Raw genomic sequence first — 12,223 nt, 5'->3', positions numbered from 1 at the left:
ATTTTTATCTAGCCATAAACCGGGGAAGATTTGAGAGCGCATTATGCCATCACTATCCGGTTCTAGTTTAATATATTCTCCTGCCTGTAGCCGAAACCAATCAATTTCTTGTTCATAAAACCGCCAGACTAGGTATTCTTGGACTTGATTGCGACGGTAAACATTTAATTTTTGATGAACATCGTAGGAAGCACTAGAAGCCGCAATTTCGACAATTAATTCCGGCGCACCTTCTACATAATCATCTTGACTAATTGTCGATTGTCCTCCCTTGTCAATTCTTAATAGGGCATCCGGTTGGGGTTCGTTATCAATATCTAATCTCACGGTGGCATTATCACCTAATCTAACACCTGGAGTCGCCGCTTTATAGAGAGCTAACCATCCGATAATATTAGCATGAGGCTCGGCGTGACTTTCAAATCTGAGGGGAGATGCCATATAAACAATTCCTTCAATTAATTCCGCTTTTTTGAGATGGGGCATCCCTTGATAACGTCGTTCAAATTCCCATCGAGTTAATTTATCGCCGTTTTCTAGGGGAGGAATTGTTAAAGAAGCAGCTATTACTGGGGTAGTTGTCATAAGTTTTCTCTTTTCACCCGTCTTCTAGGTAAGTGTTTCTAATTAAATAGAAGATAGATTTTGCCCTTGATCCCCCCTGCCCCCCTTATTAAGGGGGGTGCCGATAGGCGGGGGGATCCCCCCTGCCCCCCTTGATAAGGGGGGTGTCTGACAATTTTTAACACCTACCTACTTAGTTAATCTTTGCCCGCTATCGGATCAGCAATTTCTCCTGATCTTCCATTATTATAACATCCATCGGTAGGGTGTGTTAAAGTAGCTCAACACACCCACAAAAATCAATTAGAAGTCAGCAAATAATCGACAAGTTTGCTCAGAGTTGCTACCCCCATTTTATCTACTCGATCAGTGATATCATTAAGAGAAATAAAGGGCTTCTCCTTTAGAAAATTTGCAGTAACTGTTCTATTTATTCCCGCTTTTTTAAGTTGATTAGCATCACAGCTATTCAAAAGCTCTAAAATCGATTTAGAAGGAGGAGAAGGAGGAGGAGAAGGAGGAGGAGAAGCAGGAGGAGAAGCAGGAGGAGAAGCAGGAGGAGGAGAAATAATAATTTTTTCTTCCAGTCTTTTGATTTCTTCTCGCATAGCCTGTAATTCATTTGTTATGCTTAATCTGAATTCACTCAAACACTTCTCAATATCTGGATGGTTGTCAATATCTGGCTTTGGAGCATTTAGTTCAGGGCGAAGTAATTGGATTTGTTGCTTGGCATTATCTTCGTATTCATGATTTATTACGATAGAACTAATAGTCTCAATACTAGAATTTCTTTCTCTGGCTATTCTAGAAGCATAGTATTCTAAATTACCATTAAGAATTTCGTACTGTTCAAATCCTGTTTGTTTTAAAGTAATTGGACAGACTATTCCTCCCATATCAATAATAAGATTAGCTAGGTTTTCCAATTTATTTTGCTCGAAGCTTGAGAGAGCTTTAGAAGAACTGATATTATCTAAATCAATTCGTAAAAATTTCCACATTTATTTAACTCCTATTTTAGCTAAAACTTCCAGTGCTAAGGCTTCAAATTCTGCTGCTGACACTCCTGCATCAGCTTGATGTTCGGCATAATCCATTATAGATTGGGGGGCAGGAATTTCTAAATCTCCTACAGTAACGTATTGATTTATACAGCGAGATAAAGGCATTCTTTCCGAGATAATTGATTCCATCAAGGGTAAACCATACTTGTCTGGAATCACTTGTTTTTGTTTGGGGAAATTATATTTTAAGTATTGAGCGTGGGTAGAAATTTTGGAAGGTAAAACACCTAAAATCTCTAAGTTTTTTTTGCCTAAGTTTTCACGAAGATCATTAATATCTTCATCGATAAGCTTCTTGACTCCTTGTATTCCTTGATTAGAAAAAGGTTTCAAATCAGAAGGAATTATCAGATAATCAGCTGCAATTAAAGATACTTGAGCGTATAAATCTAAGGATGGGGGAGTATCGATAATTGCAATATCATAATCTTGCGTCACTCTTTCTAATTTTTTCGCTAGTCTAATGTAGGCTCCTCCTCTTTGAGTTAATTCGCTTTGCTTACTAATTAAGATAATGTGAGAGGGAATTATATCAATCTCAGGATAAGTAAAACCTTGAGATTTTCTGACGATATCTGGGATAAAATTAGAGTCATTTTTTTCTAGCAAATGAAAGACATTTTTATCTTTTAAATCATCGTCATCATCGAATTGAAACTTAATTAAACCAACGGCAAAGGTACTATTAGCTTGAGCATCAATATCAATTAATAAAACTCGCTTGCCTTTTTTACTCAAGGCTGCCGCTAGATTGGTAGCGACGGTGGTTTTACCAACACCACCTTTATGATGATAAATTGCGATGGTTTTCATGGGGTTTCTGTGGTTGATTGTTGGAGAATTGAGCGGTGGAATGCCTAGGGATAAGGTTTCGTAGCCAATCATAGATTTTAACTGTTCTAAGTGAGAGGCAATTTCTAACCCAGAACATCTAAAAACTAAATAAATTTTATCGGGTTTTCTTCGATAAAGTTGAATCTCATCACCATTGGTTAATAATCCCCACGGCACTTTAAAGTAGTCGAGATAATAACCTAAGCGGTGACGATGATTGATGAGCTTTTCTCTGGGGTTTTTAGCCTCGATAATTAGACAGTGAGAGGATAAAAACTGCCTTTTATTGATAGGTTTTTGAGCGGAAACAAGGAAATCTAAGCGTACTTTACCGAAGCTAACTTGTTGATACCAATGTTCGGCATTGTAGCCTAGTTTGGGGAGTAAATACTGGACAATTAATTTACTCTCCACTTCCCTTTCGTTATGACAATGGTGAGGGTTGAAAGTCACACATTTGAGGAAATACTTAAGAACAACTTATTGTTAGTTTAAATGATGACGGCCTTTCCCGTCAAGGTGAAGCACAGACTAAATCCTTACTTAATCAAGTATTTCAGCTGCAATAAAGAACCCCATCTATCCCAGAAAAGCTGTATATTGAGATGCACATCGGTAAATTTACGGATTTATTGCAGTAGGATGTTTATCTAGCACTTTTGGCAATGACAGAGAAAACCATCCTACCCACAGCTTAATTAATGGATCTGCATAATTTTCTCGGCTACTTTCTGGGAAATAAAAGGTAAAATTGAGCGATTTTGACTGTTATCTTTTCCCTCGGTAAATACCACCAAGAGATAGGGAGTATGATGGGGAATTTCAATATAAGCTGCATCGTGACGCACTTGACTTGTCCAACCAGCTTTTGACCAAATTTGACTATTTTCTGGTAATCCTTGTCCCAGAAATCCTAAGATTTGTGTATCATCTCCTTGGCTTGTCCAATCAGCAGGATTAAGACTTCGTTTTAGTAAAGACATCATCATCTGTGAACGTTGGGAAGAAACAGCAATCCCCCCGACAATAGTATGAATTAAACGCGCCACTGCATTGCTAGTTAACATATTGCGATTCTCCATTAATTCCCCTAAAAAAGCGCGTTCACGTCCATAGGGACCATCAGACCAAGTTTTTTGATTAACGTTAATTGTCGCTAATTCTGGCCAATTTAGGGATTGAAAATAACGATTAACTATGTTGCGTTGTTGCTTCCAAGTTTCAAAGGGACCGGCGGCAATTTCTGGACCGCTAGTGGTTCCTGTAACCAGATCTACAACTAAACTGGTAGCATCATTACCAGAGTCAACAATCATGTCACGAATGGCGCGATTTAATTCGGTGTTTTCGGGAATCATTCCCCCTTCTAACCACTCATGAATTGCTACTAGATAAAATAATTTCACTAAACTAGCGGGATAGGTTCTTTCTTGTCCGCGATAACTAAATCCGCGGGGGGAATATTTCCAGAATTCTTCGTGAGAAATTGCTCCCCCCGTGTTGACGATAACGGGAGGATCATATACTATCCAAGTTAGGGCAATTTGTTCTTGAGCTAATTGGGGAAATTCTCGCCAAGTTGTTTCTAAAATATCTGTACCGAACTGTTGGAGGTGGTCTTCAGTATGAAAAAAGTTCATAGGTGTGCTGCAAAGTCAAGAGTTAGAAGGTGGATAAATTCTTGAGTCGGCAATTCTCATTTTACGGTAAAATTTACCGATAATTAATTATTTGATCGCTTCTGAGTTTAATGTTTATATCTACCGATGAGGTTCATCTCTATTTTATCAGTCTCGATCCGTCTGGGGATAGACTAGAAACACTGGCTTCTTTGCTCTCGGAAGATGAAATAATTAGAGCTAATCGTTACCATTTTCCCGAACACAAGCGGCGTTTTTTGGTGGCTAGGGGGTGTTTACGGGAGATTTTAGGGTCATATTTGGCGATAAGTCCCGAAAAAATCGAGTTTATCTACAGTGAACGGGGAAAACCGAGTATTAACTACCAATTGCAGTTTAATCTCTCCCATTCCGAGGAGATGGCAATCTGTGGCTTGACTTTAACCGCTCGCATCGGGGTAGATTTAGAGAAAATGCGCGGGGTGAAAGATTTAGATAGCTTGACAAAAAGGTTTTTTTGTGCTAAGGAACACGAGCTTGTTGAAAAGTCCGCAGAGAAGGAAAAGCTATTTTTTCAGTTATGGACGGCAAAAGAGGCTTATTTAAAGGCAGTGGGAACGGGAATTAGCGGGGGACTCGATCGAGTGGAAGTAGGCCTCAATCCCTTAAAATTAGACAATGTGGCGGGGGAATGGCAATTATGGACAGCGGCAATCGGCGATAATTATCGAGCGACTGTGGTTATCGAAGGTAGCGATCGAGTGATTAAAACCTTTGGCCTTTCTGATCTATGATTAATTGGGGAGTTAATTGCCTTGAGAAATTCAGTAATTATTCCTAGCTATCTCAAAAAAAGCTTGTCCTTAATTATTACTTAATCTTGCTTTCTCTATGCGAATTGCTCTTTTTACAGAAACTTTCTTACCGAAAATCGATGGAATTGTCACCCGTCTTAAACATACCGTGGAACACCTACAAAGATTAGGTCATCAGGTATTAGTTTTCTCTCCCGATGGCGGTTTAAAGGAGTACAAAGGTGCTAAAATTCATGGAGTTACAGGGATTCCCCTACCCCTATATCCGGAATTAAAAATGGCTTTTCCCCGGCCCTCAGTCGGTCAAGCTTTAGAGAGGTTTAAACCCGATATTATTCATGTGGTTAACCCCGCTATTTTAGGGGTGGGAGGCATTTATTTTGCCAAAACTATGAACATTCCCCTCGTCGCTTCCTATCATACCCATCTCCCCCAATACCTACAACACTATGGATTAGGTTCCCTAGAAGGATTACTCTGGGAATTATTAAAATTGGCCCACAATCAAGCAAGTTTAAATCTCTGCACTTCCACTGCTATGGTGCAAGAATTATCTAGTCGTGGCATTGAAAAGGTAGAGCTTTGGCAAAGGGGAGTCGATACGGAATTATTTCAACCTCATTTAAAATCCCCAGCTATGAGACTGAAATTATCCCAAAATAACCCCGATAGTCCTCTCTTATTATATGTTGGTCGAGTGTCGGCCGAAAAAGAAATTGATCGCATTAAACCAGTATTAGAAGCGATTCCCGAAGCAAGATTTGCCATTGTGGGAGATGGTCCCCATCGGGAAGCTTTAACAAGTCATTTTGCCGACACAAATACCCATTTTGTCGGTTATTTACAGGGGTTAGAATTAGCCTCCGCTTTTGCTTCCGCAGATGCTTTTCTTTTTCCCTCACGCACAGAAACCCTCGGTTTGGTACTCTTAGAATCCATGGCTGCCGGTTGTCCGGTAGTGGCGGCAAATTCGGGGGGAATTCCTGATATTGTCACCGATGGAGTTAATGGTCATCTCTTCGATCCTAGGGATGAGAAGGGTTTAATTAGTGCCACCCAAAGATTACTAACCGCCAAGGCAGAAAGAGAGGAATTACGACGAAATGCGCGTCTAGAAGCGGAAAAATGGGCATGGCAAGCGGCCACCAAACAATTATTAAATTACTATCACCGGGTTTTGAATAATAATTCTGTGGCTTTTGCCGCTTAATTGTTGTCAAAATGCTCAAATTTAATTGCAAAAACCTTGACCTATTGTAACTTTTATGTCCAGCGCACCCAGTACCACCTTAGATAAGTCCACCCAAGTGGTCAAAAAGACTTATCCCAACTATAAAGTTATTGTTCTCAACGATGACTTTAACACCTTCGATCATGTGGCCAATTGTTTAATTAAATATATCCCGGATATGACTACCGATCGAGCTTGGGAATTAACTAATCAAGTTCACTACCAAGGACAAGCAATTGTCTGGACAGGTCCCCAAGAACAAGCGGAACTTTATCACCAACAATTGCGACGGGAAGGATTAACTATGGCTCCTCTAGAGGCCGCATAATTATGAATAATGGTCGTTTAGTTTGGAATCATTCTACTCATATTCCGGGGTTGATTGCGGTATTAGAAAAGTTAATTACCTATCAGGGAATCACCACTGTCACCCCGGGGGTACTTTCTCGCTCAAAAGGTCATTGTCCGCGGTTACAATTGCGGATATCAGTACCAATTCGTGGTGGTTTTAAGCTGATTGCGAGGACAGGAAAAAGTGTGCAGGAAGTCTTTGTTATCACCGATTTAAACCAAGAGGATTTAGAAATGGCTATCCAAGCTTGTTTAGGAAAATAACTGTCGTGGGTGCGTTGTTGAAAGGCTGCTGGTTACTAATCATTGTTTTTCTGTTTTTCTCTGTACATTCTCTCCCTAGTTTGGCAGTAATGGATAGACTTCCTTTAACAGTAACTTTATTGCAGGAACGTTTAAGCGCACCCGTCCTTAAAGAAGGGATGACTACCATCGATTTAGCCAATTTAGTTATCGATATCCGCGATGAAAATAAAGAACTACAAGAACAATTTTATCAACAGATTCAAGGTCAAATTAATCGCGCTAAACAACCTCTAGGTTTAGATTTTAGTAATTCCTTAATTCAAGGCAATTTTATCGCTTCCCGTCTGGGTTTACCGACTCCTTTAACAAAAGTGGCTCTCGCTACCTTATTATCACCCACGGAAGAACAGTTATTACAACAGGACGAAAATTTTTTATTCGATAGCGATGAACCAGTTTTTAATGTCACAGTATTTCGTGGACCTGTGAAGTTGCAGGGAACCGTATTTATGGGAGAAGTGGACTTTTCTAAGACTTTTTTTCTGCAAATTGTCGAAGCAATGGAAGCAAAATTTAGTCGTGAAAGTAATTGGGTAGAATCTCGTTTTGCTAGGGTAGCGAAATTTACCAAAGCCACTTTTATGGGAGATGTAAATTTTAGTCAAAGTCAATTTTTAAATAAAGCTATCTTTCGCACGGCACATTTTAAAAGTATTACTAACTTCCATCGCAGTCATTTTACTGCCGAAGCTTATTTTGATCAAACTAAATACGATAAAACCGCAGATTTTACCCGTACTTTCTGGGAAAAAGAAGCCAATTTTTCCCAAAGTCAATGGCGAGATCGTCCGATATTTTCTAAGAGTAGATTTTTAAGTTTATTAACCTTTAGAAATGCCACTTTTGAAAAATCGGGTGCTTTTCGGTCTAGTTATTTTAATGGTGTGGTTAGTTTTCAAGATCTGAAACTTTTAGATCAGGTAGATTTTAGTAATTCCACTTTTACTAAAAATGGTTATTTGAGTGTATCAGGATTAGCTTTTGATTCCGATAAAGCGAAAATACTGGGAGATAGAGGAGTAATTGGTCAAGCAATTTATTTACCAACTTTAACAGGAAATGAGACAGTTTTAAGAAATTTAGTTCGTAATTTTCGCTCCCTAGAACAAATTGCCGATGCTAATCAAATTGAATACAAAACCGAAAAATTGCGATTACAACAGTTAAAACAAAAACTAAATAATATCTCAGTTATTCGCCTAATTAACCTCACTTGGGTAGCTGATTTTCTGCATACTTCTTTCCTTGCTTTACTATTACTCTTAAGTCAAGATGGTACAAATTTTAGTTTAGTTTTCGGTACAGGAATCATAATTTTTGCCTATTTTGGCTGTTTATTTTGGTTAATTGATCGCGTGCGTCGTCTCACTCCTAAACCAGTAATTCCCAATCGTTATGAAATCTTTTGTATGGTGACTAGCTATATTATTCTCACCCTTTCAGGTGTGTTTAATATCCTGCAATCTGCCAGTCGTCCTCTCCTAACTTTAACAGCTATTGCCCTAATTCTTGTCCCCTTACCCCTAATTTTAATTATCGAACTTTATCGTCGGGGACGCTATCACGATTTAATGGATAGTTCCTATTTCCTGCAAGATGGTAGTATGCGACAATTACGCTTATTAATCACCCGTTTACCCGTAGTTCCCGAATTTACCCTTTTTCGCGATCGTTATACTCCTATTCCTTGGCAAAAGCGTTGGAATTGGTTAAATTATTACGATTTAAGTCTCAATAATTTGCTAAAATTAGGCTTTAATGATTGGCGAGTTCGCGATCAAGAATTACCCGCTATCATTTCTTTTTTAGTTTGGTATCAATGGGGTATCGGCATCTTTTATATCACTCTCCTTATCTGGACTCTCTCGCGCACGATTCCGGGGTTAAATCTCTTGATTTATTTAAAATAAACTGTAAAAATTTAAATACAGCAGTTATCTTTTCGTTTTGGGAAGCAGAAATATGAGTGGAAAAATGACCCTTACTTTGAACCGTGATACCTACGGAAGGTTACTAGCCGAGTATCTACCAAAAGTAAGAGAAACCGATGCAGAAAACGAACAGGCTATTACCCTAGCTGCGGCCTTATCTCATCGAGAAAATCGCAGTCTATAAGAAACCACTTTGTTAAATTTACTCTTGACTTTAATAGAAGAATACGAACAAGAGAATTATCCCATTGAAGAATCAGAACCCCATTCAATACTTTGGGAACTCATGGAAGCTAACAACTTACAAGAAAAAGATTTATCAGATATACTAGGTTCAAAAGCAATAGTTTCTGATATTCTTATTGGCAAACAAATAATAACAGAAAAACAAGCTGTAAAGTTAGGACAGTTTTTTCACGTTGACTCAAGTTTATTTTTATCTACTCAGTAAATTTGTGCTGTATAGGTGATGCTTGGCTATAACCCTACACCCCACACCCCACACCCTGCTCCCAGGAGAAACTTTTTGCCGCAAACCCTAGTTACGAACTCGACCCATTTGGTCGATTTTTGCTTAACAATTGAGATGGCAAATTCTCCTCAAATATGCCTGAATCGTGGGTAAGCAACTCACATAAAGTTAATTTTGTCAAGGATGGTTAAGATGCGCTTACCCTGCTAAAACCCCAAAACCCAACACCCGACCCCCTAATTTAATGATTTAATAAAACCGACCACTGCTGCAGGAGATAAAAACTATGTGTATTCTGGGTTTTGATCCGGGTAAGGATAAATGTGGGATCGCAGTCAGATCATCGACGGGGAAAATTTATACCCATGAGGTGATAGCATCGTCACAAGCGATCGAGCGTTTAGCCAGTCTCTGTCAACAATATCCGATCGAATTACTGGTGATGGGGAACCAAACCACCTCGAAAAGTTGGCACCAAAAAATTGCCGCTCGTGTCACTATCCCGATTACTCTAGTGGATGAACGCAATAGTACCCTAGAAGCGCGCGATCGCTATTGGCAAATGTTCCCCCCCAAAGGATTACAGAAACTCATCCCCCAAGGTATGCGTCTTCCCGATCGCCCCATTGATGATATAGTGGCGATTCTGCTGATCGAACGTCATTTACAGTCCAAATAATGTCACACTACAAAATAGACACAGCAAGGTGGATTGACGATGCTCCTAAGTAAAGGTTTTGAAGTAGAAATGTACACCGGAACAGCAGCCGGAGAAATTATCGGTTTATCCGATCGCATTGTCAAGGATTTAGATGGTTTTGTCCGAGAACCGGATAGTCGTAACGTAGAATATACCACGGCTCCCATGACTAACTATGACCGTCTTTTATGCGCTACTTTAAAACCTCGTCTCGCTCTACGGCGATATTTGCGTCGTTTAGGCGATTATACCCTAATCCCTGGCAGTACCCTCTCCTTGGGCGATAGTCAACATTTTTATCGCAGTGACCCTCAAAATCCCTATCATGACTATATTGAACAGACCTACGGCACTAATGTAGTCACGGCCAGTATTCATATTAACGTCGGTATTAGCGATTATGAGGATTTAATGCGTGCCTGTCGCTTAATTCGCCTAGAAGCTCCTTTATACTTGGCTTTAAGTGCTTCCTCTCCTTTTCTCGATGGTAAAATCACTGGTTCCCATTCCCGTCGTTGGCAAGTTTTCCCCCAAACTCCCGCTTATGTTCCCCTCTTTGAAAGTCATAAACATTTTGTCACTTGGACCGAGGAACAATTAAAAATCGGTACGATGCAGAATGTTCGTCATCTCTGGGTCTCAGTACGTCCTAACGGTAGCAATCGTCCCTATAATCTCAATCGTCTAGAATTGCGAATTTGTGACCTGATTGCTAATCCTATTAGTTTATTAGCAGTTATGGCTTTTTTAGAGGCCCGTTTAATTCAACTTTTACACGATCCCCAATTAGACCCTTTAATTTTAAGTCAATTACCCAGCAGCAATCGGGGCGAGGATTTATTAACTTTAACCCAAGAAAACGAACAGGCTGCCGCGCGTTTTAGTCTTGATGCCACCCTGAGACATTGGTACGATGGCCAGGAAATTTTAGCTAGGGATTGGATTAAAGACCTCTATGTTCAAGTTTATCCTACCGCTAAAGAAAAGGGTTTTAGTTGTTTCCTCTCCCCCCTACAAAAAATCCTCCGCGAAGGTAACACTGCACAACAATGGTTAAAACAATACGACCAAGGTATGGATGTTAAAACTATTATCAAACAGGCGATTATTACCCTAGAAAAAGAGGAACGAGACTTAGAACATAAATTATGTCAGCACATTCTAGTCGCTTAAATAATTATTTAAAGGCCATGGTAATTAAACCCTGTTGACCGAGAAGAATTTCCCGCAGCAGCGTACAAATTCCCACCAAAATAATCGGAGAAATATCAACTCCTCCCAAGGGTGGGATGAGTTGACGCACGGGGATTAAAAAAGGTTCTGTGGGCCAGGCAATAATATTAAAGGGAAAGCTATTTAAATCTACCTGTGGATTCCAAGTCAGCACGATCCGTAAGATAAAAAGAAGAGTCATCAACCCTAAGATAATTCCCAAAGTCCAACTCAATGCGATCGCTATGTCCATAGTCCCTAAATGAGTTTTTTACTAATTGCCTCTGTCCTAATATAGCAGTTTTGGTTCTATCTTGAAATAATTATGTTTAAAGGTGGGCGTTGCTGATTTGAGATATGAATCTTCTTTTGTGGGATTTTTAAAACCTAGACTCAAACTAACTTTTGGATACGATGCACAGTCGGCATTCATACCTTGATTCAGCAACGCTAAAAGGTGCGTAGGACGCACCCTACAATAGCGGCTATCACTTTCAATTAATAGACTTGATCGTGATTACCAATATCAACAAAAACGGCTTTTTCATCGTCTGTAAAATAAAATATCACTCTTTGATTATACTCAATACTAAAACTCCATAATTCTTTAAGTTTGCCTGATAATTTATGAGTTTTGAGAGATGGATCAAACGGATTTTCTTGAAATTTTTCTAGCTTTGTCCGAAATTTTCTTTCTAACTCATGGTCTCCTTGAAAACGTTTTTTGAAGGCTCGCTTAAAAGACTCATCAAAACTAATTTCTATCATTATTCTTCTAAAAACTGCATTAGTTCATCCGTATCTGAGGAAAATTTTAGTTTTCCTTCTTTCTCGTTCTGTTTGGCTACCAAATAGTTTTGATAAATTTTGTCACGTTGCTCTTCTCTTAAAAACTGTTCTAAAAGAAATTGTATCTCTTCCTTTTCTCCTAAAGATAAGGTTTTAATTGCTTCTACGACTTCACTAAATGTCATATTTATCTCCTTAAAGATTTTATATATTTGTTTCTATGTATAGTTTATCAGTGATCGCCGATAACTTCAAGGTTTTTTTTCTTAGGATATCTTAGCGAAGTGTAACGCATAAATAGGGTCTGCTGAAAAAGTTTTTCGGTGGGGGTT

Annotated in this window: 14 protein-coding genes and 1 pseudogene; 8 read left to right on the top strand and 7 right to left on the bottom strand. The window is 39.1% G+C overall.

Going from position 1 to position 12,223, the window contains the following annotated elements:
* The 4 genes from IM477_RS02840 to IM477_RS02825 all read right to left on the bottom strand — a co-directional run.
* On the bottom strand, positions 1-585 hold a 585-nt coding region (locus IM477_RS02840), incomplete at its 3' end, for a Uma2 family endonuclease (RefSeq protein WP_287730461.1).
* Between the two features lie 278 nt (positions 586-863).
* Positions 864-1,568 carry a chromosome partitioning protein ParB gene (locus tag IM477_RS02835; RefSeq protein ID WP_287730460.1) on the bottom strand — a complete coding sequence of 235 codons (705 nt, stop codon included), beginning with the start codon at positions 1,566-1,568 and terminating at the stop codon, positions 864-866.
* On the bottom strand, positions 1,569-2,918 hold the full coding sequence (locus IM477_RS02830; protein ID WP_287730459.1) for an AAA family ATPase: 1,350 nt from the start codon (positions 2,916-2,918) through the stop codon (positions 1,569-1,571). It abuts the gene before it with no gap.
* Positions 2,919-3,163: 245 nt separating this feature from the next.
* A complete protein-coding gene (locus tag IM477_RS02825) occupies positions 3,164-4,105 on the bottom strand; it encodes a serine hydrolase (RefSeq protein ID WP_287170668.1) in 942 nt (313 codons plus the stop codon).
* Between the two features lie 110 nt (positions 4,106-4,215).
* On the opposite strand from IM477_RS02825, the gene IM477_RS02820 reads away from it, so the two are divergent.
* The 8 genes and pseudogenes from IM477_RS02820 (at position 4,216) to gshA (ending at position 11,063) form a co-directional block, all read left to right on the top strand.
* Positions 4,216-4,878: a 4'-phosphopantetheinyl transferase family protein gene (locus IM477_RS02820; RefSeq protein ID WP_287730458.1), complete on the top strand. Its 663-nt coding sequence runs from the start codon at positions 4,216-4,218 to the stop codon at positions 4,876-4,878.
* Between the two features lie 97 nt (positions 4,879-4,975).
* On the top strand, positions 4,976-6,109 hold the full coding sequence (locus IM477_RS02815; protein ID WP_079207103.1) for a glycosyltransferase family 4 protein: 1,134 nt from the start codon (positions 4,976-4,978) through the stop codon (positions 6,107-6,109).
* Positions 6,110-6,164: 55 nt separating this feature from the next.
* Entirely contained in the window at positions 6,165-6,458 is a 294-nt protein-coding gene (clpS, locus tag IM477_RS02810; protein WP_004163137.1) for an ATP-dependent Clp protease adapter ClpS, read from the top strand.
* Between the two features lie 2 nt (positions 6,459-6,460).
* The gene (locus tag IM477_RS02805) at positions 6,461-6,745 is read left to right on the top strand and encodes a DUF2103 domain-containing protein (protein WP_002732155.1); all 285 of its coding nucleotides are present in this window, start codon (positions 6,461-6,463) and stop codon (positions 6,743-6,745) included.
* 5 nt (positions 6,746-6,750) lie between these two features.
* A complete protein-coding gene (locus tag IM477_RS02800; RefSeq protein ID WP_287730457.1) occupies positions 6,751-8,697 on the top strand; it encodes a pentapeptide repeat-containing protein in 1,947 nt (648 codons plus the stop codon).
* A 52-nt stretch (positions 8,698-8,749) separates the two neighbouring features.
* Positions 8,750-9,169 (top strand): annotated as a pseudogene (locus tag IM477_RS22870) (helix-turn-helix domain-containing protein).
* Between the two features lie 307 nt (positions 9,170-9,476).
* Positions 9,477-9,869, top strand: coding sequence for a pre-16S rRNA-processing nuclease YqgF (locus IM477_RS02785; protein WP_052275734.1), 393 nt, complete (start codon positions 9,477-9,479; stop codon positions 9,867-9,869).
* A 39-nt stretch (positions 9,870-9,908) separates the two neighbouring features.
* Complete coding sequence (gene gshA, locus IM477_RS02780; protein WP_287730455.1) at positions 9,909-11,063, top strand: glutamate--cysteine ligase; 1,155 nt, start codon at positions 9,909-9,911, stop codon at positions 11,061-11,063.
* Between the two features lie 4 nt (positions 11,064-11,067).
* On the opposite strand, the gene IM477_RS02775 is transcribed toward gshA, so the two are convergent.
* From IM477_RS02775 to IM477_RS02765, 3 genes are all read right to left on the bottom strand, one after another.
* Positions 11,068-11,355, bottom strand: coding sequence for a YggT family protein (locus IM477_RS02775; RefSeq protein WP_287730454.1), 288 nt, complete (start codon positions 11,353-11,355; stop codon positions 11,068-11,070).
* A gap of 245 nt (positions 11,356-11,600) precedes the next feature.
* Positions 11,601-11,870 (bottom strand): type II toxin-antitoxin system RelE/ParE family toxin, encoded by a 270-nt coding sequence (locus IM477_RS02770; RefSeq protein ID WP_287079515.1) that lies wholly within the window; start codon positions 11,868-11,870, stop codon positions 11,601-11,603.
* Positions 11,870-12,076: a hypothetical protein gene (locus IM477_RS02765; RefSeq protein WP_158198448.1), complete on the bottom strand. Its 207-nt coding sequence runs from the start codon at positions 12,074-12,076 to the stop codon at positions 11,870-11,872. Before IM477_RS02765 ends, IM477_RS02770 begins: the two co-directional genes overlap by 1 nt.
* Between the last annotated feature and the right edge of the window lie 147 nt (positions 12,077-12,223).

This window comes from Microcystis sp. M090S1, assembly GCF_020246295.1.
GTDB classification, from domain to species: domain Bacteria; phylum Cyanobacteriota; class Cyanobacteriia; order Cyanobacteriales; family Microcystaceae; genus Microcystis; species Microcystis aeruginosa.
This window is presented reverse-complemented; position numbering and strand designations above follow the sequence as displayed.

Coding starts and splice junctions, on each gene's coding strand:
- IM477_RS02835 (WP_287730460.1), bottom strand. CDS start 1,568: ATGTGGAAATTTTTACGAATTGATTTAGATAATATCAGTTCTTCTAAA.
- IM477_RS02785 (WP_052275734.1), top strand. CDS start 9,477: ATGTGTATTCTGGGTTTTGATCCGGGTAAGGATAAATGTGGGATCGCA.
- IM477_RS02770 (WP_287079515.1), bottom strand. CDS start 11,870: ATGATAGAAATTAGTTTTGATGAGTCTTTTAAGCGAGCCTTCAAAAAA.
- clpS (WP_004163137.1), top strand. CDS start 6,165: ATGTCCAGCGCACCCAGTACCACCTTAGATAAGTCCACCCAAGTGGTC.
- gshA (WP_287730455.1), top strand. CDS start 9,909: ATGCTCCTAAGTAAAGGTTTTGAAGTAGAAATGTACACCGGAACAGCA.
- IM477_RS02815 (WP_079207103.1), top strand. CDS start 4,976: ATGCGAATTGCTCTTTTTACAGAAACTTTCTTACCGAAAATCGATGGA.
- IM477_RS02820 (WP_287730458.1), top strand. CDS start 4,216: ATGTTTATATCTACCGATGAGGTTCATCTCTATTTTATCAGTCTCGAT.
- IM477_RS02805 (WP_002732155.1), top strand. CDS start 6,461: ATGAATAATGGTCGTTTAGTTTGGAATCATTCTACTCATATTCCGGGG.
- IM477_RS02825 (WP_287170668.1), bottom strand. CDS start 4,105: ATGAACTTTTTTCATACTGAAGACCACCTCCAACAGTTCGGTACAGAT.
- IM477_RS02775 (WP_287730454.1), bottom strand. CDS start 11,355: ATGGACATAGCGATCGCATTGAGTTGGACTTTGGGAATTATCTTAGGG.
- IM477_RS02765 (WP_158198448.1), bottom strand. CDS start 12,076: ATGACATTTAGTGAAGTCGTAGAAGCAATTAAAACCTTATCTTTAGGA.